The organism is Paenibacillus sp. FSL R7-0026, from assembly GCF_038004485.1.
GTDB classification, from domain to species: domain Bacteria; phylum Bacillota; class Bacilli; order Paenibacillales; family Paenibacillaceae; genus Paenibacillus; species Paenibacillus xylanexedens_A.
Genome location: NZ_JBBORG010000001.1, coordinates 3,040,826 through 3,062,032, shown reverse-complemented (window position 1 = coordinate 3,062,032; position 21,207 = coordinate 3,040,826). Strand labels below are relative to the sequence as shown.

The following is a 21,207-nucleotide window of genomic DNA, read 5'->3' as shown; positions in this document are numbered from 1 at the left end:
TGTAAGCCCCGGAAATGACACCTATAATTACATTGTAATTGATAATGGTTATCAATGAGAAAAAGAGAATTCAGGGGGAAACAATGATGAACAGTACAATTAAGAAACACCTATTCATATGGGGAGCATGCTTTCTTCTTCTATCCGTCCTTGCAGCATGTAGCCGTTCGGAAAGCGCCCCTTCACAAGAACCTGTGAAGACCAATGAGCAAACGACAAAAAGCTATACAACCCAAACAGACGAAGTGATTGAAATACCCACTCAACCACAACGAGTGATCTATCTGGGTTCAACACTTGGAGATCTTCTGGCAATGGATATCCCTGTCGTTGGAGCCAATCTGATTCATGCTTCCGAAAGCTACATTGTAGACCGATTGGAAGGTATTGAGGATGTCGGGAACCCTGGTGATTTGGAGGCAATTACGGCCTTGCAGCCTGACTTGATTTTGAATGGTTATAACCAAGATGCTGACCGGAACGCTGCTTTTTCGAAGATTGCGCCTACCATTCCGTTCAACTCGGCGTTACCATTTACTGAACGCGTACGTGAGCTTGGCAACATTTTTGGCAAACAGGATGAGGCAGAGCAATGGATCAGCAGATTTGATACAAAAGCGGAAGCGATGTGGGACAAGCTGAATGTGGCAGAGGGCGAGACAGCGACCATCTTCTTGCAGTTGGGTAAACAGCTCTATGTGATGGGTAATCGCTCCTTGGGTGTAGTCTTGTATCAAGAGCACGGATTTTCAATTCCACCAGCAATTCAGCAAAACATTATCGACAAGGACCAAACATTTATCCAACTTTCGGAAGAACTAATGCCGGACTATGCAGGTGATCATCTCTTTGTCCTAACGCTCGATAATGACGAAAGCCGAGCTGAATCTGAACGCTTGTTACAGAGCACCTTGTGGAAAACGTTGCCTGCCGTTCAGCAAGGACACGTCTATACAGCTTCAGCCGAATGGAATACCGACAACCTGCTGGCACTGGAGCAATTGCTTGATGAATTACCGAAATGGATGAATCAATAATAGCGCATTGATGATGGCGTCAAAATCCTCCAAACCCTTTGGGCTATGGAGGATTTTTTGATTTTGTAAATTTGTACTGCGTGTAATAGGGTCTGCAACGAAACATTCTCTAACGTGTAAAATGTGGTAAACTAGTAATTGAGAATTATTATCACTAGATCGGAGTGCTCCAGAATGCAAATGGCTTCCCTATACATCCAACTGCAGCAGCATGATCTGCTTCAGCTCACACCACTGCAGGAAACCAATCATCATAATCCATCAACCAAGAGCAAGGCTGCCAATGAATACACACTGCTTATTGCTTTGGATCATGGAATTCGGCTGTTAACGAACAATATTCCCCAAGATCTGAGCCAAGGCAGTTGTATTCTGCTCCCTACTCAGCAATCCTACATTCTCCAATCGATAAAAGAGCAAGCGCATGTAGCCCGGTTGACCTTTCTTGCTTTTCAAGTGGATCAGTTGACTCTGCTTCCGGCTTGCCCTCCTCTTATTCTGGGCTTTCCTTACAGGTTGTCTCTTTCTACTATAAAACTTGCGTTGGCAAGTGAAGACTGGATTTCTCCGCTGCCTTTGCAATCCAACAAGCAAAATCGGTTGCAGGAGAAGAAATTTACGCCTACGCATCATTCAAAATCAGCAGTTACTCAGGCCTGGCTGCAACTGATACTTAGCCTGATGGCTCAGCTAGAAAGCGCTGCTCCGCCAGTGCAAAATGATCAAGCGGTACAGCGTACAGTCAGCTATATGGAGCAGCACTACAACGAAGATCTTACCGTAGAGCTTTTGGCGGAAATGGCCGGCATGGTTCGATGGCAATATAGCAAATTGTTTAAGGTGATGACTGGCAAGAAACCAACGGATTACCTGGCAGAGCTTAGAGTCAAGCATGCTAAAAAGCTACTGTCCAGTTCTACCGATACCTTGCGTGAAATATCCAGACAAGTCGGTTTTAAGGGTGAGTATTATTTCAGTCGGCGTTTTCATCAGCTCACAGGACACCCTCCACGGGAATACGCGAATATACAAAGACGTACCAGGCAAAGAACGATAACCGATTCCCTCGGCAGGCAGATTTCTCTTCCTGATGCGGTTTTGCGTATCGTAGCCACAGGCACCAATACCCTTGGCGAGTTGCTTGCTATCGGTATCCGTCCAGTCGGCGCGGGTATAACTACAATGAAATCACAAGTCATATATCGTAACAAACTGCATCAGATCCCGGACATTGGACTGCAAGGCGCACCAGAACAAGTCTCCCTACTGAAGCCTGATCTTATCCTGCTAGGCAACTATAGTGAGCAGCAGTTACCTCGACTGGATGCCATTGCACCTACCATCGTTTATCACGAATCAACCAGCACTTTTGAGCGTCTTCGTTATATTGCGGATCTTTTCGGTCGAAGCAGAACGGCTGAACAGTGGATCGACCGCTATGAGGAAAGTGTCAGGAGGATACGGCGACAATTGGCGGATGATTATATTGCAGGAGAACGAGCAACTGTCTATCTGGTGCTGGGCAAGAACATATATGTTATGGGACAGACGGGCTTTGCCGCTACCGTGTATGAATCACTTGGCTTTCGACCCTCCGAATCCGTAAATCAACTGATCATTAATGGCAGACCTTGGATACAAATCGATTACAATCAAATCACACAATACGGTGGAGACCGAAACTTCGTGATGGTACCTCAGGAGGAGATGAATGTAAATATACCTTCTCCGCTCCAAAGTTTGGTTAGCATGTTGGCACCCAGTAAAGTACATATAGTTGAAGCTGGCTGGAACTACGATGATCCCCTTACCCGTGAGAGGTTATTGACGATTCTACCCTCTATTTTTGCTAAGGATGGACTCACACCTCTGCTAGTAAATGAAAAAAAATAAACCGTGAAGCACGGTTTATTTTTTCAAACCATTTTCACCATCTTACGATATGTGTCCAACAACCTCTGGTAATACTCTTTCGTATTCCTTATATAAAACATAACGATTAACACCTCTGGAAGAGTTAAGTGCTTCATGCGCGTGCTGAATAGCGGTATCGCGGTTTTCTGCTTTGATTTCAATACCCGCGAGCAATGTTGATCGCATCCACTGTTTTTTAATGGATTGAAGTCTTTCACGCGCATCTTCACTTTTCCCGTCTTCCAAGAGTAGAATGGTTTCGTAATATGTACGGTAATCCGATAAGCTGATATGAGGTACAGCTTGCCGAATGGCAAACATATCCTTGCGATATAATCCGTAAGCTGCCTTGAACTGTGCTTGTGTTGTTCTTCGCTTATATTTCTGCATAATTTGCTCCATAACTAGTTCTACCTCATCATCAAGTCTGTTCGCAAAAACATAAATAATGTATGTCCCAGGTGTATTTTGCTGCTTGGATAAAAAGGAGTCTAAACGATCTATACGCTTATCAAATACTAAAGGATAAAAAACATGCTTAATAAATGCGATAAGAATGGTAACGACAACAAGCCCCACGATTAGAACTGGCGAATATTCGTTTATTAGCATAAATAAGAAAAATATTAAAGCAACAAAATAAATCACGAATTCCCACCAAGATTTCCTCATATGTATCTCCTTCTAATAGAAAAATAACCAGCAAGTCTATATTATATCAAATTTAATTCCCCTTTTTGTATAATATTAGGAAACAAAAATCACGAAGAATATTCTATCTGCCGCAAAATCAAGCCTGATTAGATTTTCGGATACAACAAAAAAGCCGCTATATTAGCGACTTTCAGTTGAAATAATTATATTTATTATTGAACACTTAATAGTTCTTCAAAAGCTTTTATGTTCGTGTCAAAATCAGGAACGGTTTGAGTTTCTTCAGCAGATTTGACCACTTTTACAACTAAATCATTATAAGGTGTCGCAATTCCGGTACCTTCTGCTCTGCTTGAAACAACGCCATTAATATAATCAATTTCCGTTTTGCGGTTCTTTTCCAGATCTTGAAGCATACTTGCTTTGAGCAGTCTGGAGGGCTCCATCACGTAACGTAATGTTTTCACCCGTTCAGGGATATCTTCTTTGCTGTTCATTTCGAGTGAAGCGATGTCGAATCCATTCATTTTAACCAAGGTAACCCCATTGGCGCGAGCAACTTTAATCGTCTCGTCCGCAATATGAGCTGCACTCACAATGCCGGCTTCGTGATCGATAATGTCCCCATATTCACCATTCAATGCAGCGGACAAACCACTAAATGCATTGTTGATCAGCAATTTGGACCACTTTGTTCCAACCAGGTTATCGGAAATATGAGTTCCACCCACAAGATCCAACACCGACTTCACACGTTGAATTCGTTCGGTGATTTCACCATTTAATTCGCCAATCTGAAAAGCATACTGCTTAAATTGAGTGTACTCGGTAGTCAGACTTGATACACCTGGTTCAATGAACGTAGCGCCAAATTCAACGGAGCCTGCAATGACACGTTTTTCACCCACGATGGACGCCACTTTTTCTTCCGGAATCCCGTTCTGCAAGGAACACACCATACTGTCTTCTTTCAAGAATGGAAGTAGTTCCTGAAGGATGGAATCGTTGTAGAGTTGTTTGGTTAAAAGTAACACGAGGTCATATTGTCCTGATTTCTGATCAGGAGTAATGGCTTTTACTTTTGCCTGAAACTCTGTGGTACCCGTCACTTTAGCACCCGTTTGATTTAAAGCATCTACATGTTCTTGATATGCATCAATTAACTCAACGTCCAGTCCACCATCCGCAAGGTATGCACCTACGATGGTTCCCAAAGATCCTGCTCCTACAATTGCAATTCTCATTTTATTTTTCCTCCTTATTTCTCTTCCAGGTAGTTATATACAGGTTGTGCAGCGTTTAAGGTTAGGTTGGTAAGGATATGAGAAGCGGACACCACTTCCAACACAGGCAGATCTGCAAGAGGTGCCAACGCATGTTCGAACAATTGAAGCCGGGCAGGTCCTGTCCAAGCTTCCTTCACTTCGATGTCCGTAATTTGAGTACGGATCAGATCACATATTCTTAAATTCCCGGTATAGTCGGTAGCCATCTTAATCATAAAATTAGGTCGGCAAATTTCACGTTTGGCTAACTCTTTATCCATCTCCACATGTTTATAGCCCATCGTTGCCGTAGCTACACGCAGCGTTCCATAATCTAGTGTGCCAACTAGTGTATCTGAATCGGTATACAACTTGGGCGCACCCAGCTTTTTCGGATAGGCGGTGAGCTCTCGACCACTTGCAATCGCGGGAAAATTGTCTACGTACATTGAATGCACATAATCGCCTTCCTGCCCATTGAATTGCACAGGGATAACTTGTCCAGCTTCTGTATAAGCACCCAGTCCAGAAACATCCGGCATCCACATCACTTCGAATTTTACCAAAGGTTCCGTAATTTCCAGAGGCTCTGGTACGGCTGCCCGCAACGCTTTTTCATCGGTTCGATAAATAATATTCAAGTATTCACGATTCACGAATTTGTACGGTGGCATCGGGTATGCCGGAGCCGTTAGGGGTGTATTTAGATTTTTGGCTATGTTATTCACATCGATTTTCATCAAAGACACCTACCTCATAAATTTAGTTAAGTTTTGTTATATAAAAATTTGATCTGTATCTCATAAAAAAATTCTACATCAATATTTAAATTTAATATAATACATAATAAGCACTATATATATTTATCAAAATAAATAAGGAGTGCATGTGTATGGAATTGCTTCAGCTCAAATATTTTCAGACCGTTGCCTATACTGAACATATCTCTAAGGCAGCTGCACAATTGAATATTGCTCAACCTTCCCTAAGCTTGACGATCAAAAGACTTGAGGATGAACTGGGTACTCCCCTATTTCATAGGAGAGGAAGAAACATTCAATTGAATTCCTCAGGTGAGATTTTGCTCAAGCACGTAAACCGGATTTTTATTGAAATTGAAAATGCAGAGATGGAGATTAAAGCGGAGGAACAGCAAATATCCAATACAATCAGGATCTCAATTACGAATACTCGGTTCCTCACAGGTCTCATTAGTGACTATATCAACGGTTCCCCCGAAACCAAGCTTCATCAGGGTATTGGGACCCGCAGTGAAATTATTACAGGTTTGAAGAAAGGTGACATGCATCTGGGCATTACCGGGCATCCGATTCAGGATGAGGAGATTGAGAGTGTTGTACTTGTAGATGAGGACATTGTTCTAGTTGTGCCCACGAATCATGCATACGGCGGAGAGACAAGAATTTCATTAAATGTTGTTGCAAATGAGCCCTTTATTTCCCTTGCCGATAATAAGGAGTACAGCCGGTTTACCACCATGCTCTGTGAAAAATCAGGCTTCATCCCCAATCATGCATTTGAGGTCGATTCTCATACCCTGCTCGAAATTATTAGACTTAACCAGGGTGTTGCATTGCTTCCGATCTCCGTATGTAGAACACTAGGATTACGTTATGTAAAAATTGCTGATGATTCCGCTATATATCCAATTAGCCTCTCCTGGGTCAAACAAAAATGGTTATCTCCTGCTGTAAGAGAATTTCGTGATTTTATTACTTCGTACTATGAAGACCATGCTGGATTGTTTAAAGTGGAGTAGGATTTCTTGATACATGACAAACGATAAAAACAAAGACCACGTTAGTCCCTTGGAAGGAACCGACGTGGTCTTTGATCGTTATCTACTCTTAGCTATACTGCAGTCTATCCTTGTACCAAACGTCCGGAATCATCTTGCGCTCCAGTTCCAACAATTCATGGATGATCTTGTCTGCGTCACTGATGGAATTCACGAGCGGATCAGTGAGCATCGCCCTTCTCAGTTTCTCATAGCTCTGTTCCAGCACAGCTTCAACCGTAAGCTCATGCGTATCAAGTACAAGTTCTTGCATCCCTCTGATTCCACGTGGCATCTCGCCTACATGGAGTGGCTTCACTCCATCCATATCTACATCGCACAGTAGTTCCAGGAACGAATCCGCATTCATATTGGTTACCGCGCCTTGATTGAGCGTATTGATGAAGAACTTTTTGCCCAAGTTCGCCACCATATTCTCGATGATATCAGTCGCATGATCTGGTCCGAAGGTGCTCATATAATCGGCAATCGGGATGTTCCCTGCAAGAAAGTCATCCACCTGACGCCACATTTCGTCATGACGCTCATATCTGTCCTCTGTCTCCCAGATCGATAATGGAGGAATGGTATCTGCAGTTTTTCCAAGACCTTGCCAATACCGAACGTATTCCTTTGTATGCGCCGTACAAGTAGGAATGATTCCGAAAATATCATACAGTTCATAGGTAATCGCATCGTTAAAAAGAGCTTTTGCGCCGCGATCACCGCCGTTATTCTCATCACCTGCCAGCTTGCGCATGGCTTCTGCAATTGTGGGCATCACATTTTTTCCTTCATACTCGGCTTTGAGCAGCCAAGTGAAATGATTGACACCCGCGATACGAAAATCGAATTTCTGATTGATCTCCTCAGTGAACTGGCTATTGTTTCCTATGATTCCGGCTCTTACAGCGTAATAGGCTTTTTTATGCGGCATATGATGACTATCGCACAGCGCAAATGATTTGAGATTGGGTGCATAACGATGTAAAGCGATGCCGTGAACGGTAGACGGGTTAATATAATTGATCACCCACGCATTTGGACACAGCTCCTCGATGTCTTTGGCACACTCCATGATAACCGGCAGTTCCCGCATCGCACGAAAGATTCCGCCCGGGCCAATCGTATCGCCAGAACACATACGAATTCCATACTTTAGAGAAACCTGGCAGTCGATGCCTCGATACTTCACCGATTGCTCCGCAAAGCTGAGTACAACGAAGTCTGCTCCCGGAAGCACCTGTCTTCGGTCCACCGAGCCTTCAATCTTTAAGGATACGTTATTCTCCCGAGCGACCCTTTCCGCCAGTGTTACCATTTTTGAAAGTCGTTCCTCGTCCGTATCCACCAAAGCCAGCGTTCCCTGATTCAAGTATGGGGAGTGAACCATCTGCCAGATGGACTGACGACCGAAAAACAGGCTGCCCGCCCCAATAACAACTACCTTTGGATGCTGTGTACTTGTAGCATTCATCAATAACCCCTCCTCGTAACGATATAAGTTCATTATAGGGGAGTGGGCTGGAATCGGAATGTGTGATAGTTTTCAATACATGTCATATGGTACGATAGCTAATAAGATATAAAACCTTTGTTACGATAATCAAAAATGAAGGATGTCATAAAGTCGAGAGGATTAGGTTGGATTAGATGCACACAGGAACTGTAAATATGAGTATAATCGACGAACTTTCGGAGTATATCACACTTCGCATGAGCTCTTATTTGGAACAAACGCACGACAGTAATTGGACGGAGCACAAGTCTCATTCCGATTATGATCTGTGGTTCATTACAGCAGGCTCCGTCCAGATTACCATCGATGGAATCGAGCATATGGCGAACCCGGGTGACGTCGTGTTTTTTTATCCGGATATGCCCTATATGGCTTCCACGACCGGAGAGTTTTGCCGATTCGTTTACATTCACTTTGATTTCAGCATCGCTGAGAAAAAAAGAATTCTCGGCGAGTTTCAGCTCCCGGGCATTGTACCTGGTAATCTGATTCAAGAGGAATCAACGCTGTTCACCTCGTCCTATCGAAGATTCAAGCAGAGCAGCGGCGCTTCCGCCAGTCCACTTTACTTGAAAGCCTCTCTGCTTCTCGTCATTGCTAAAATTTTGGAATTACACGGGCAAGGCTTATATCACGGTGAGTTTCTGAAAGACCGGAAACTGAGGAAAATCGAAGGAAGTCTGGAGGTTCTACAGAATGTGTTCTCATACGTGGATGAGAATCTGCATCGTGCCATCCGAGTTAACGAACTTGCAGATATTACCGGCGTCTCTGAGAAATATTTTATTTCTTTGTTCAAAAAAATTCTCGGTATAACACCTGGACAGTACATCAATCAGATCAAAATGAACCGGGCCAGAGACTATCTGTACGAGAAAAAATATACGATCCAGCAAATTGCCGGATTTCTGGGTTATCCCGACCCCTTTACGTTCTCCAAAGCATTCAAAAAATTCTACAACGTGCCCCCTTCCAAATTTGAATAACATGCCGCAGACAAACAAAGAGGCAACCGATCAATCCGGCTGCCCCCACTTGATGAATCCTTGGTTATTCAGGGTTTAGTTTAGGTACAGCTCCCTTCAGCGTCCCTCATACTCAAAAGGAGCTTCAGTGGTATACATCTCATGGAAAAATCCTTTATACGGTATATCCTCTTCCAGACATTTAATGAGATACAACAGTGCTTCGTCAGCTTCCGGTTCTTCGCCAGCACGCTGCATTTCCTCAAATTGACCTAGAATATTTTCCAGAAGGGTGATTTGAATAAATAAAGGCAGCTTCTCCAGCATCGAATCTTCGATCTTGGTTTCGGAAGTATATCCAGCGAGGGCGGTTTGGAAATAGTCATCCATGAACTGTTTGCGTTTATCCGCATCCGGCTCAAATTGAATCCAGCCGACGCCGTGTGTCCATAGATCTGCCAGATCAACCATATACCAACCGAAGCATGAATTATCAAAATCATACACGGTGATCTGTCCGGTATCAAAATCGATTGAGTAATTCCCGTCATTATAATCGAAATGAATCATGCCGAATGTTTCCTGGTTTGTATCCAAACCTTGTAAGGTATTCAGAAGCTCAACCATCTTCTCCTTAAGCAGAGGAAATGATTCAGGTACCAGGTTATCGATATTCTCACCGCTGTAATTGTCAATCAAATGATGCCGGCGATGGACGGGAGTGTACCCTTTCGATAGTTGATGCATTCTGCCCAGAACTTTTCCGCTATTATAATGGTATTCGCTAAGTGGAACGCCTTCCCGGTACTGATAATGGTTTTCTACCAGCAACTTCCCCTTGGCTTTCACAAACATACAGACAAAGAACGTATGCTCATCATAAGTGATCTCTTCTAACAGATGGCCCTTTTTCGAGCTGACTACATTCGAGACACTTGCACCGTGCTCAAATAAATACCGGACATACTCCAGTTCGGCAATGTAATCTTCACGCTTTCTGTCAGGCAAAAAAGACACTCGGAGAATTAGCGATTCACGTCCCTCTTGCTCACAGGTGTAAACGACATTCCGTCCACCCTCATGAGGCGGAATAAGCTGAATATCGTAACCCTCCAGATGAAACAGCTCGGGTACCTGCGTCAGTACATGTGTATTGCTGATGTTAACAGCTTCGTTAAAATTAATAATAATCTCCTCCAGTAAACATTGTTTGGACGGTTTCCCGCACTGCAATGTCCACAAAAGGAATCCCTGTAACGCAAATATCCTTCTGTGAACCTAAAGCACAATCACCTTGTTAGACATTGAATTCACTCCTCTTGTTTTAATATCACAATTTTACATAATTATCCCTGATTTTACTAGTGTAAAATAAAGAACCGCCCATACGGGCGGCGTGTAAGAATTTTTTATAATTACAGGATTTCTCCGTTCGTTTCAATAACTTGTTTGTACCAGTAGAAGGAATCCTTGCGGGTTCTTTCAAGCGAACCGTTGCCGGCATTGTCTTGATCTACATAAATGAAACCATAACGTTTGCCCATTTCAGAAGTCGAGCAGCTAATGATATCGATAGGTCCCCAGCTAGTGAAACCCATCAATTCAACGCCGTCAGCGACAGCTTCTTTCATCTGCTCAATGTGGCTGCGCAAGTAATTGATGCGATAAGGGTCATGCACTGCCCCGTCCTCTTCCGGTGTGTCGATAGCACCCAGCCCGTTCTCAACGATGAAAAGCGGCATCCGGTAACGATCATACAATCGGTTCAGCGCGACGCGAAGACCAATTGGATCGATAGGCCATCCCCATTCGGTAGCTTTCAGATGCGGGTTTTTGATCTGACTGACCAGCATACCAGAGTTGCTGTTGTCATTCGGGTCATATTTTCCGATATACGTCATGTAATAACTGAAAGCAATAAAGTCCACGGTATTGTCCCGGATAATGGCATCGTCGTCAGGAGCTTTAACCAGTTCAATGCCATTTTCCTCAAAATATCTTTGCATATAGGATGGGTATTCGCCTCGTGCCTGCACCTCTGGGTAGAACAGGTTCATCTGATCTTCCTTCAACGTCTGCAGAACGTCCTCCGGTTTACTAGAAGCAGCATACGTTTCCAGACGGCAGATCATACAGCCGATTTGTGCATTCGGCATTTTCTCTTTTCCGCTTTTGACAGCCAGCGCACTAGCAACAAACTGATGATGCGTTGCCTGATAAGCCACTTGCTCCGGGTTTCCCTTGATTTTATCTTCTAGAATGCCGCCGCCAGTATACAGACTTGTCAGCATCATGTTCATTTCATTGAAGGTGATCCAGTATTTCACTTTGTCTTTGTAACGGTCAAACAGCGTATTGGCAAATTTCAGATACAGATCGATCATCTCGCGGCTTTCCCAGCCGTTGTATTTGCGGGTTAACTCTACGGGCATCTCGTAGTGAGAGATCGTTACGAGCGGCTCAATGCCATATTTCAAGAGTTCGTCGAGCACGTTATCATAGAAGGCAAGACCAGCTTCATTGGGAACGGCTTCTTCTCCTGTTGGGAAGATCCGTGTCCACGCGATCGAAAGACGAAATACTTTGAAACCCATCTCTGCAAACAAGGCAATGTCTTCTTTGTAGCGATGATAGAAATCCACGCCGTTCCGTTTCGGAAAATATACGTTGGTGTTACCGCTCAGATATTCTTCCAATTGAACTGAATCCACGTCGAAGGTGAAATCCTTGCCATTGCGCTCCTCATGTGGAACGAATGGAGCCATGTCTGAGGTAGATAGTCCTTTGCCGTCTGCGTCATATGCACCTTCGAGCTGATTGGCAGCGGTAGCTCCGCCCCATAAAAATCCTTTAGGAAATGAGTGTTTAATTGTTTTTGTCATGTTGTTTCTCTCCTTTTTTTTGTATGTGGTATTCATGAAGCTGTCAACGAACGGTGAGCAAAAGCAATTCATTCATTGGAATCACCCCCTTCACCTGAACAGGTACTACATCGAGGTAATCCGGCGTATTGGTTACAATGACTGGTGTCACAAGATCAATACCCGCACCCTGGATGCCATCCATATCAAATTCCAGAAGCAAATCACCCTTCTTCACTTCTTGTCCGGCAACAACCTTCACGTCAAAATATTTCCCTTTGAGCGACACACTGTTTAGACCAACATGAATGAGAATGTCGATTCCACTGGACGAGGTCAGCATAATCGCATGTTTACTTTTGGCAACCAACGTGACGGTTCCGTCAAAAGGAGCTGTAACACGTCCATCCTGCGGACGAATGGCAATACCTTTCCCGGTCAATTCCTCGGCAAACGTTTGATCCGGAAGCTCTGCGAGCGGCACCAATTCACCAGTGAGCGGGCTGAACACCTCCCCTTTCTTATCCTCAATGGAATGTACTGTGACAGGTGTCACCGTTTCTTGAGAAAAGGCAGTGGTTGTATCCTGTTCCTGTTCGGTTACTGTTTGTGCTGAGTCGGACATTGCAGAATTGTGTGCATTTGGCTCATCCCATTTCAGCAGCAAAGTCACCACGAAGGAAACACTAAAGCTGATGCCAATTCCGATTAATGCAAACCAGAAATTAGACATGCCACCATTCGGGCCAATGTATAACGGAAGTGACAGCAATCCTGGTACAGCAAAACCGAAGCATTTCAGACCCACTGCGGTAATAAAGCCGCCCCCCGCTGCTCCACCGATGAGTGAAGCGTAAAATGGTTTTTTCAGCTTCAAGGTGACACCGTACAGTGCAGGTTCAGTAATGCCAAGCAAGGCAGATATGCCACTGGATAAAGCAATGGATTTCATTCTTTTATCTTTGGTCTTGAGGAAAACAGCCGTGACTGCACCAGCCTGACTCATATTGGTTATCAGGTTGATCGGCAGCAAAAGCACGTCATATCCGAGTTTGCTCAGATTCTGCAATGTGCCTGGGAAGAACGCATAATGCATTCCAGTCATAACAATCAGAGGCATGAGACCCCCGAGAATAATGCCGGTTAAAGGACCCGAATGGGCAAAGAGCCAGGAAGTACCCATTTCCAGATAGATGCCCATGTAATTCCCGAGGGGGCCAATCGCAATTAATAGAATCGGCACCGTGATGACTAACACAATCATCGAAGTAAAGATGACTTTGACCGGACCGGGAATAAAACGATCCACCCAGCGATGTACATAACTCAGAAGCCACACACCCAGAATAATGGGAATAACGGACTGGGTATAATTCACAATCGACACGGGCAGCGAGAGAAAACGAATCGGTTCAAGCTGGTTTGCCAGATACGCATTCAGAAACGTTGGATACAATAAAGTACCTGCAAGCGTTAGGGCGATATATTCATTCACTTTGAACTTGCGCGCAGACGATACAGCCAGAAGGAAAGGCAAGAAATAAAAGGCCGCATTTGCGATTGAAGACAGAACTTGATACTCCCCGCTTTTCTCCTGTATCGCTCCAAGTGTAACGAGCAGTGCCAGAATCCCCTTTAACATCCCGGTACCTACGATGGCAGGCAGAATCGGAGTGAAAATGCCGGAGATCGTATCCAAAACAGCATTAATCCCTTTAGAGCGTGGCGCGTCTGCTTCAGGCTGCGATATACTGCTCTGCTTCAACTGATCCTCGATCTGCTCATATACGGCTGCAACCTGGTTGCCAATAACCACTTGAAACTGATCGTTCTGAAACTGTGCGCCGAGCACGCCATCAAGTGCTTTAATCTGTTCCAGTTGAACTTTGTTTTGCTCTCGAACGTTGAAACGAAGCCGTGTGATGCAATGCCAGGCTTGGGTAATATTCTCTTGCCCTCCTGTTAACTGGATAATTTCTTTGGACAACTCCCGATGATTCATGTTGCTTCCTCCTTTTTTGGCGAAAAAAAAACCAAATGTAATACCGGCCCGCCACAGATGCGGAGTCGGAAACATTTGGTGGTGCCTGATCGAATCAGTAACACTCCATATTCAATTCATATTGATGATGGTATAACTTCAAACAGGTTGTATGGAGATCAATCCGTATCGGTACGGGATGTCACTCTCTCGATGTGGATCATGAGATATACCATCTCATCGGGAGTAATCACGAATCCGCGTTGCTGCTCCATCGCCTCCTTTATTTTGAGTGCGCATTGGAAGCTGACAGGATATCGCTCCGACAATACATCATATAAAAATTGCTGATCTTTGAACGAGAGCACTTCCCGGTTCAACTGACGAACAATGAAGTATCTCAGATGGGTGATGAACCTGGAAAAATCAGCAGATTCCTGATTCAGTGTCATCCTAAAATGTTCGGTCATGATACCTAAAATGTCGTTAATCATCTGTGTAATTTTAATCGTTTGGTTCATACTGCCCGAGTCGAATTGTGAGTTCACGAAATGAAGGGCAATAGAGCTTGATTCACCAGATGGCAGTGAGACTAGAAAAGCATCATTGATTTTTTGAACTGCCCATTCTCCGGCACGGTATTCGGCAGGATATAGATGGCGAATGTCCCAATGAAGCGGATTTTGCACATCCACGCCTTTTTTGAAACGATCCAGCGCAAAATGAATATGGTCCGCAAGTGTTAACAGGATCGAGTCATTCAGCTTTTTTCCGATCATTGTCTTGCCTTCTTCAATAATCTGATCCGTAATGTCGATGACTTGCAGTGGGATATCACTGAGAAATTGCTCAACTCGCTGATATTTATCATTCGAGCCGATTCGGAACATTTTCTGGATCTGGCTCTGCTCAATCGGCTGTCCTTTTACTTTTTTGAAGCCAACACCCGTTCCGATGACAATGACTTCGCAGCCTTCGGCGTCTTCCGCCAGTGCGATGTTGTTATTTAACGATTTTTTAAACCTCATGATGCAATCACCCCCAGTATGCAAAAAGCACCACCAATGTCCAATACACAAGTAATAAACAAACTTGTGAAATCCAGACTTTGGTGGTGCCTGATCGAATCAGTGACACTCCTTATATAGCTGTATCTTATATCAGCTATGTAATCGTTGTCAATACCATTACTCTGGAATTGTTCTGCAGGTGGTTCATCGTGGAACTTTCCCTCTATAAACTGACATCAAAACGAAAATCCTATTCGTCTGGAGTTTTATTTTTCTGAGCATCATAATAATATCGAATCAAAATATCCTGATCATAGTTGCCAAAACCTTTGCCAAAAAGGGTAAGCCCGCCTCGGCCAGCTACGCCCTCTTCCGGTTTCAATCCAAAGGTCCAATAGGTGGATGCACCCAGATTCAGGTCTTGAACGCACACGTCCGAGATGCGCTGACCATCAATAAACGTGCCCTCCCCGTTAATACGCAGCATTTTCAATACACCATACTGGTTGACATCCAGCTTCCACCATAGTGGCGTATGTTTACCTTTCCGATCTCCGAAATCGCCAGGGCTTGTCCAAGTACCAAGGTCATTGCCGTTAAGGGTAAAGCGAATATCTGACGGCCAGTTTTCGTTCACCTTTGGTGCTTCCGAGCTTAATTCAAGGGAAATTTCAATCTCTCGAAGATGCTGATCATTGTATAGATAATTGGGAATCTTATATTCAAGAAAACCTCGTGCCATCCAAAGTATTCCCGCGTTCACCCGATCCGGGTCCATAAAGCAGGCCGGTGTGTCGTACTGTCCAATCATCTGCGTAGTTGTCGCAATCCCGCAGGTCGGCCACGCTTCATAATCTGTATACTGACCTACCGGTATGGATATTTCATGGTAGGGAGCATCAACAGGCTCTGGTGACAGGTTAATAGTCATGAACTCTCGTACGATAAAACAGTATTTATAGGTTCCACCGTTCTCCCGTTTCATTCGGCTACCGACAATTCCGGCTTTTTGCAGCTTGCTTACATGTGTACTTACAATAGCTTTGCTCAGAAAAAGCTCTTGGGCAAGCGCATTGATATGCATTTCCCTGTTTTGTAGCAGCAGGCGCACAATGTTTAAACGGGCTTCACTTGCCAGTGCCTCGTAAATTAGCAATGAAGCTGCATCTGTCCCAAGCATCATGATGTTCACTTCCTTTTTTGAGTAAAATCGATCTATTTCAATTTCAGGATTCGTTATTTTGCGAACTCATAAAAATGAACTTGCTCAATATATAAGCATTATGATACATATTAGATAACAAATCAATGATTTGATTTTGCTTTTAAGCGAATTCAATACCACTGTTAATTCTTTCAAAAATATGAATTCATCCAATGGAGGTACTTACCATGCTTACATCCAAAATGCTTATCGATAAAGACTTTCAGATTGCGGAAGTAGATCCGCGTGTCTATGGTTCATTTATAGAACATCTGGGACGGGCCGTATACGGCGGAATTTATGATCCAGGTCATCCCACGGCAGATGCTCAAGGTTTCCGTCAGGATGCTATTGAAGCGATCAAGGCTCTGAATGTGCCAATTGTTCGTTATCCGGGCGGCAATTTTGTATCCGGTTACAATTGGGAGGACGGCGTTGGTCCGGTAGCGGAGCGTAAACGCAGACTTGAACTCGCTTGGTGGACGATTGAAACGAATGCGGTGGGAACAAACGAATTTGCAGATTGGGCCAAACTGGTTGGAACCGAAGTGATGATGGCTGTAAATCTGGGTACTCGCGGCATTGATGCGGCCAGAAACCTGATCGAATACTGCAACCACCCATCTGGCACATACTGGAGTGATCTGCGTATCTCTCACGGTTACAAGGACCCGCATAAATTCAAAACCTGGTGTCTAGGCAACGAAATGGACGGCCCTTGGCAGATTGGTGCAATGACTGCATATGAATATGGCCGTGTTGCCAATGAGACCGCTAAAGCGATGAAATGGGTTGATCCGGAAATTGAGCTTGTGGCTTGCGGCAGTTCCAGCCGTGACATGAGTACATTTGCAGATTGGGAAGCAACCGTGCTGGATCTCACCTATGAAAATGTGGACTACTTGTCCCTGCATCAGTATTACAACAACAATAAAGACAACACGTATGACTTCCTGGCGACATCGCTGGATCTGGATCAATTTATTGATAGTGTGGCTTCAATCTGTGATTTTGTACAAGCCAAGAAACGCAGCAAAAAGAAATTAATGCTGTCTCTGGATGAATGGAATGTCTGGAAATCCATCGGCACAAGCCGTATGGAAGAACGGTGGCAGATTGCGCCTCCAGAGTTTGAAGATGTGTATACACATGAAGATGCACTAGCTGTGGGCTGTTATCTGATTACCATACTCAAGCACGCCGACCGTGTAAAAATGGCTTGCCTTGCTCAGTTAATTAACACCATTGCACCAATTATGACCGAGAATAACGGAGCGATCTGGTTCCAGACGACCTATTTCCCGTTCATGCACGCATCCAACTTCGGTCGTGGTACGGTGTTGCGATCCATCACCTCTTCACCTAAATATGATTCCAAAGACTTTACAGATGTGCCTTATCTCGAAGCGATCAGTGTACATGATGAAGAGAACGGCACGATCACAATCTTTGCGGTGAACAGACATCTGGATGAGAAGTTGGAACTGAATGTGGATCTGCGTTCCTTCGGAGAAACCACATTTGTGGAGCATATCGTATTGGAGAACAACGACTTGAAAGCCACCAATACCAAAGAGAACCCACGTAACGTTGTTCCTCACAACGGCGGACACACAACCTTGGATCAAGGTAAAGTGCAAGCTGTACTGAACAAAGCGTCGTGGAACGTGATTCGCCTCAAAACCAAACAGGCATAAAGGCTTAATAACAGCGGAATAGAATCGTTTCCACTCTGCAATACAGCATTGCTTTTCGCACCGCGTGCAGCTCCCTGCGCACGGTGCTTTTTGCTGTATGACAGTGGTTGGCCGAACTACACAGTTCCAAAGTTAGACGTGTGGTGCGTATTGGAAATCTCAGTTTTTATTCCTCGCAACGAACGAATTTAACGAACACAGGGAGTCTTATTTAACCCGATTCGGGCGGATTTTAATTCTAACGAACACAGGAGAAGTTATGCTGCAGAATCAGCCTCTTTTTCACACTATATCTCACATTTTGCAGCGAATAGGGTTTGTCATGTTCGTTAGATAAGCAAATAAGCCACCCTCCGTTTGCCGTACGGAGAGCAGCTTGCAGTTAAGCATCTAGCGGAGAAGATAAGGAACAGAACAGAACAGATCAGAAAGAGATCAGATCACCCAACATACTAGCAATCCTTCCTTACCAAATGCAACGAAGGTTGTGTTCTATTTCACGATTTTCATTTCAAGTATTATCCTTGTTGTGCTTCCTCTTCACCATCGGTTTCAGCCTGAGCTGCCTGGCTCGCTGGAGTCATCAGCCCTTGAACTGCCCCCATAAATGGCTGAATCTGCTTAATCATGCCATACCCCATTTTGACCACAGGTGTAAACCGCTGGATCATGCCAAACAACCGCATACCCCCGCCTAACATACCTCCAATCGAGCCGGCACCGCCAAAGCCACCTAACAATGAGCCTAGCATAGGCATGAAAGAGGATACCTGGGCTTGCCTAGACGTTGAACGAGACATCGACCGGGATCGTACTTGCGACTTACGTGTGCTGTTCACCCGTTTACGGTTTCGAGAGGATGCTGTTTTTCTCGTAGCCCCTGCTTTAGGTTTGGTTTTGCGAGCACTGCCTTCAGATGAGGGTGCTGTGATTGCGGCCTGTGCAAGCTTTCCGCCCCCGGTAAGCACTACGCCTTCACTGTTAACGCCAGAGATGTACCCGACGTACGTCTCGCCATTATGAAGAGTCACGCAGACTGGGCGATCCTTGAGCCGTTTCACCCGGACGTGTATTTCATTGGTTTTAGCCATGGAATTCACCTCCACTTGACTTGATCTACTTCAGTCTACGCAATGGGTGGACGACTTGCCTGTGCGAATAACACATCCGTGTGCCGAAAGCAGGAAGATTCTAACACGGCTCCTGTCTCAGATATGCTCGATATACATCTCATTCAAAATATGACCCATACGATATGTGTGCTCTGCCAATTCAGATTTCACATAAGATTCAATATCACTCTTTTCGATATTGTACAAGACCTCCATTTCTTTAGAAAAAAGAAGGTGTCCCTCATTGATTTTCTGTTCCAACGAGGTTATCTGTTTGGGTTTCAGATCACCACCGAACACCTGCTGAAGTGCTTGCACATATGTTTCAAGAGAACGCGCTCCGACAATTTTTATACCCTGGTTCTCTTCATTCACAATGATAATGGATGGGAAACCTCTAACTCCCAAACTAGCGACACTCTCAAAGTCTTCCTCTAATAAATCTTGTGCAGATTGCTGTGCAGCCGCCTCAACCACTTCTTTTCCATTCAAATCCAGTTGATTGACGATATCCGTCAGCACATCATCTTCTCCAATATTTTGATTAAATGCAAACACGGCTTCACGCGCACGCCTTAAAAATTCATGTTCTTTACCAGGGTGTGTACTCTGAATGACCTTAAATACGCGAGATGGCGGATAGGAAGAAAGTATTGGATTATCGTGCCATAAGGAACCGTCGATGGGCATGCGTGAATGTTCACCCACTTCCTTCCAATGCTCTGCAACATCTGAAGGTTTCTGAATCCCGTTAGCGCCATCCGAGAAACCATTCCAGTTAGCCAGTAGCCCACCCATTTTAATTTGCAGCGTAAAATAATGACCGTATTCCTCAATAAACCGATGAAGCACAGGCTCAAGCGCCCAGCAGTGAGAGCAGATCGGATCTGTTGCGTAATAAAGAGTTATCCTTTTCTCAACGTGATTCAGATTGATTTCTTGCATCGCCTCTTCTTCGCTCACACCACATACGCCTGTTTCCAGATCACACATCATAGATTCGTTACTCACGTGTATCCCGCCTTTATATTGTCTTATGAATTGATTTTCTTGTGTTAGTTTGATTATAATGTCTACAATCTTCTGAACAAGTACGATTCTTTTTCTGACTTAGTATCAAAAAGTATACTATTGGAGGGTATCAAGTGAAATACGAGTTTAATTTTGATCAGTTATGTCCTGCGACTTATGCATTTCAGGTCATTGGAGGCAAGTGGAATCTTCCGATCCTGGCAATCCTCAGTGAAAATGACTGTATACGTTACAATGAATTAAAAAGAAGACTGCCTGGCATTACCGGAACGATGTTAACGAACTGTTTGAAGGATTTGATTCATTCCGGCATCGTGCATCGGGAGCAATATAACGAGGTGCCACCGAGAGTGGAGTATTCGCTCACAGAATCGGGCAAGGAATTGGTTCCTTTAATTGAATCCATGGTACTGTGGGGTCAGAAAAATATGACAGCAGGCTTGAAGGAACAAGAACTATAACGCCTGGCCTTGTGTAACCCCTTAGTCTAGATGTTCATTTTCTAATCGCTCTGTACACTTTGTTCAACGGCAAAAAGGCTATTTCACTGGAGCGCACGTCCTTTGAAATAGCCTTTCCTTTATAAATGCAAGACAGCCGCTTGTTTACGACGTGTACTCATCTAACTATTCAGGTCGTCATCTTCCTCATTTCCTAAATACATAACCGTTTTTTCTCCCTCAACCAATCTAATGATCTGCTTTCGTAATTTTGAAGGAAATAAAGGTAGTTCGTTTATATTTTTAATTTCGAGCCATTCATATTTCACTTGGTTTTCGTCACTTGGCAGAATAGAACTATCTTGGTCCATCAAACCTATGTACTCGCATAAAAAAACAAAATCTACACGATGAAGAGCTTCACCGTATACCCCTTCAATTACGAATTCCAGTGATAACGGTTCTACATCTATTCCGATTTCTTCCGCAACTTCACGCTTTACAGCATCCGTCAGGGTTTCACCTGCATTCTGGCTCCCACCAGGCAGGATGTAGATGACTTCATCATTATCATCCTGCTTCATTGCCAGCATTTTCCCGTCTTTAATGATCAATGCTTTTGCAGAATTTCTAATCTTTCTCTCCATTGCTAATCCCCCATATATATCTGTATCATGTTGTTGAAGGTTGATTCCATTTAACCTCACGATCTCCATAA

18 protein-coding genes are annotated in these 21,207 nt (G+C 44.2%); 6 read left to right on the top strand and 12 right to left on the bottom strand.

The features are described from left to right. The first annotated feature begins 83 nt into the window (after positions 1 to 83). Together MKY44_RS13780 and MKY44_RS13775 are read left to right on the top strand one after the other, a co-directional pair. Positions 84 to 1,037, top strand: a complete 954-nt coding sequence (locus MKY44_RS13780; protein WP_341007507.1) for an ABC transporter substrate-binding protein — start codon at positions 84 to 86, stop codon at positions 1,035 to 1,037. 174 nt (positions 1,038 to 1,211) lie between these two features. After that, positions 1,212 to 2,930, top strand: a complete 1,719-nt coding sequence (locus tag MKY44_RS13775) for an AraC family transcriptional regulator (RefSeq protein ID WP_341007505.1) — start codon at positions 1,212 to 1,214, stop codon at positions 2,928 to 2,930. Positions 2,931 to 2,972: 42 nt separating this feature from the next. On the opposite strand, the gene MKY44_RS13770 is transcribed toward MKY44_RS13775, so the two are convergent. The 3 genes from MKY44_RS13770 to MKY44_RS13760 form a co-directional block, all read right to left on the bottom strand. Continuing rightward, a complete protein-coding gene (locus tag MKY44_RS13770) occupies positions 2,973 to 3,623 on the bottom strand; it encodes a hypothetical protein (RefSeq protein ID WP_341007504.1) in 651 nt (216 codons plus the stop codon). A 194-nt stretch (positions 3,624 to 3,817) separates the two neighbouring features. Then, complete coding sequence (locus tag MKY44_RS13765) at positions 3,818 to 4,849, bottom strand: ketopantoate reductase family protein (RefSeq protein ID WP_341007503.1); 1,032 nt, start codon at positions 4,847 to 4,849, stop codon at positions 3,818 to 3,820. 14 nt (positions 4,850 to 4,863) lie between these two features. Continuing rightward, on the bottom strand, positions 4,864 to 5,610 hold the full coding sequence (locus MKY44_RS13760; RefSeq protein WP_341009850.1) for an acetoacetate decarboxylase: 747 nt from the start codon (positions 5,608 to 5,610) through the stop codon (positions 4,864 to 4,866). Positions 5,611 to 5,762: 152 nt separating this feature from the next. On the opposite strand from MKY44_RS13760, the gene MKY44_RS13755 reads away from it, so the two are divergent. Then, on the top strand, positions 5,763 to 6,650 hold the full coding sequence (locus MKY44_RS13755; protein WP_341007502.1) for a LysR family transcriptional regulator: 888 nt from the start codon (positions 5,763 to 5,765) through the stop codon (positions 6,648 to 6,650). A gap of 88 nt (positions 6,651 to 6,738) precedes the next feature. On the opposite strand, the gene MKY44_RS13750 is transcribed toward MKY44_RS13755, so the two are convergent. Further along, positions 6,739 to 8,145 (bottom strand): family 4 glycosyl hydrolase, encoded by a 1,407-nt coding sequence (locus MKY44_RS13750; protein WP_341007501.1) that lies wholly within the window; start codon positions 8,143 to 8,145, stop codon positions 6,739 to 6,741. A gap of 176 nt (positions 8,146 to 8,321) precedes the next feature. Here MKY44_RS13750 and MKY44_RS13745 point away from each other — a divergent pair, with 176 nt between their 5' ends. Next, positions 8,322 to 9,173, top strand: coding sequence for an AraC family transcriptional regulator (locus MKY44_RS13745; RefSeq protein WP_341007500.1), 852 nt, complete (start codon positions 8,322 to 8,324; stop codon positions 9,171 to 9,173). A gap of 96 nt (positions 9,174 to 9,269) precedes the next feature. On the opposite strand, the gene MKY44_RS13740 is transcribed toward MKY44_RS13745, so the two are convergent. From MKY44_RS13740 to MKY44_RS13720, 5 genes are all read right to left on the bottom strand, one after another. After that, the gene (locus MKY44_RS13740) at positions 9,270 to 10,394 is read right to left on the bottom strand and encodes a phosphotransferase enzyme family protein (RefSeq protein ID WP_341007499.1); all 1,125 of its coding nucleotides are present in this window, start codon (positions 10,392 to 10,394) and stop codon (positions 9,270 to 9,272) included. A gap of 173 nt (positions 10,395 to 10,567) precedes the next feature. Then, the gene (locus MKY44_RS13735; protein ID WP_341007498.1) at positions 10,568 to 12,034 is read right to left on the bottom strand and encodes a glycoside hydrolase family 1 protein; all 1,467 of its coding nucleotides are present in this window, start codon (positions 12,032 to 12,034) and stop codon (positions 10,568 to 10,570) included. Positions 12,035 to 12,077: 43 nt separating this feature from the next. After that, entirely contained in the window at positions 12,078 to 14,015 is a 1,938-nt protein-coding gene (locus MKY44_RS13730; RefSeq protein WP_341007497.1) for a beta-glucoside-specific PTS transporter subunit IIABC, read from the bottom strand. A gap of 158 nt (positions 14,016 to 14,173) precedes the next feature. After that, a complete protein-coding gene (licT, locus tag MKY44_RS13725) occupies positions 14,174 to 15,022 on the bottom strand; it encodes a BglG family transcription antiterminator LicT (protein WP_341007496.1) in 849 nt (282 codons plus the stop codon). A gap of 232 nt (positions 15,023 to 15,254) precedes the next feature. After that, complete coding sequence (locus MKY44_RS13720; protein ID WP_341007495.1) at positions 15,255 to 16,187, bottom strand: ArsR/SmtB family transcription factor; 933 nt, start codon at positions 16,185 to 16,187, stop codon at positions 15,255 to 15,257. A 209-nt stretch (positions 16,188 to 16,396) separates the two neighbouring features. Between MKY44_RS13720 and arfA the strand changes: the two genes are divergently transcribed. After that, the gene (gene arfA / locus MKY44_RS13715) at positions 16,397 to 17,905 is read left to right on the top strand and encodes an arabinosylfuranosidase ArfA (protein ID WP_341007494.1); all 1,509 of its coding nucleotides are present in this window, start codon (positions 16,397 to 16,399) and stop codon (positions 17,903 to 17,905) included. Positions 17,906 to 18,423: 518 nt separating this feature from the next. Here the strand turns inward: arfA and MKY44_RS13710 are convergent. Beyond that, a complete protein-coding gene (locus MKY44_RS13710; protein ID WP_341007493.1) occupies positions 18,424 to 18,996 on the bottom strand; it encodes a hypothetical protein in 573 nt (190 codons plus the stop codon). 117 nt (positions 18,997 to 19,113) lie between these two features. After that, positions 19,114 to 20,028, bottom strand: a complete 915-nt coding sequence (locus MKY44_RS13705) for a DsbA family oxidoreductase (RefSeq protein WP_341007492.1) — start codon at positions 20,026 to 20,028, stop codon at positions 19,114 to 19,116. 134 nt (positions 20,029 to 20,162) lie between these two features. On the opposite strand from MKY44_RS13705, the gene MKY44_RS13700 reads away from it, so the two are divergent. Beyond that, positions 20,163 to 20,510, top strand: coding sequence for a winged helix-turn-helix transcriptional regulator (locus MKY44_RS13700; RefSeq protein WP_341007491.1), 348 nt, complete (start codon positions 20,163 to 20,165; stop codon positions 20,508 to 20,510). A 161-nt stretch (positions 20,511 to 20,671) separates the two neighbouring features. Here the strand turns inward: MKY44_RS13700 and MKY44_RS13695 are convergent, their stop codons facing one another. Continuing rightward, positions 20,672 to 21,136: an NUDIX domain-containing protein gene (locus MKY44_RS13695; RefSeq protein WP_341007490.1), complete on the bottom strand. Its 465-nt coding sequence runs from the start codon at positions 21,134 to 21,136 to the stop codon at positions 20,672 to 20,674. Positions 21,137 to 21,207 lie beyond the last annotated feature (71 nt).

Excerpts from the sequence above, each read along its gene's own strand:
- MKY44_RS13765 (WP_341007503.1), bottom strand. The coding sequence starts at position 4,849 with ATGAGAATTGCAATTGTAGGAGCAGGATCTTTGGGAACCATCGTAGGT.
- MKY44_RS13760 (WP_341009850.1), bottom strand. The coding sequence starts at position 5,610 with ATGAAAATCGATGTGAATAACATAGCCAAAAATCTAAATACACCCCTA.
- MKY44_RS13755 (WP_341007502.1), top strand. The coding sequence starts at position 5,763 with ATGGAATTGCTTCAGCTCAAATATTTTCAGACCGTTGCCTATACTGAA.
- MKY44_RS13775 (WP_341007505.1), top strand. The coding sequence starts at position 1,212 with ATGCAAATGGCTTCCCTATACATCCAACTGCAGCAGCATGATCTGCTT.
- MKY44_RS13730 (WP_341007497.1), bottom strand. The coding sequence starts at position 14,015 with ATGAATCATCGGGAGTTGTCCAAAGAAATTATCCAGTTAACAGGAGGG.
- MKY44_RS13770 (WP_341007504.1), bottom strand. The coding sequence starts at position 3,623 with ATGAGGAAATCTTGGTGGGAATTCGTGATTTATTTTGTTGCTTTAATA.
- MKY44_RS13710 (WP_341007493.1), bottom strand. The coding sequence starts at position 18,996 with ATGGCTAAAACCAATGAAATACACGTCCGGGTGAAACGGCTCAAGGAT.
- arfA (WP_341007494.1), top strand. The coding sequence starts at position 16,397 with ATGCTTACATCCAAAATGCTTATCGATAAAGACTTTCAGATTGCGGAA.
- licT (WP_341007496.1), bottom strand. The coding sequence starts at position 15,022 with ATGAGGTTTAAAAAATCGTTAAATAACAACATCGCACTGGCGGAAGAC.
- MKY44_RS13695 (WP_341007490.1), bottom strand. The coding sequence starts at position 21,136 with ATGGAGAGAAAGATTAGAAATTCTGCAAAAGCATTGATCATTAAAGAC.
- MKY44_RS13745 (WP_341007500.1), top strand. The coding sequence starts at position 8,322 with ATGCACACAGGAACTGTAAATATGAGTATAATCGACGAACTTTCGGAG.
- MKY44_RS13780 (WP_341007507.1), top strand. The coding sequence starts at position 84 with ATGATGAACAGTACAATTAAGAAACACCTATTCATATGGGGAGCATGC.
- MKY44_RS13720 (WP_341007495.1), bottom strand. The coding sequence starts at position 16,187 with ATGATGCTTGGGACAGATGCAGCTTCATTGCTAATTTACGAGGCACTG.
- MKY44_RS13735 (WP_341007498.1), bottom strand. The coding sequence starts at position 12,034 with ATGACAAAAACAATTAAACACTCATTTCCTAAAGGATTTTTATGGGGC.
- MKY44_RS13750 (WP_341007501.1), bottom strand. The coding sequence starts at position 8,145 with ATGAATGCTACAAGTACACAGCATCCAAAGGTAGTTGTTATTGGGGCG.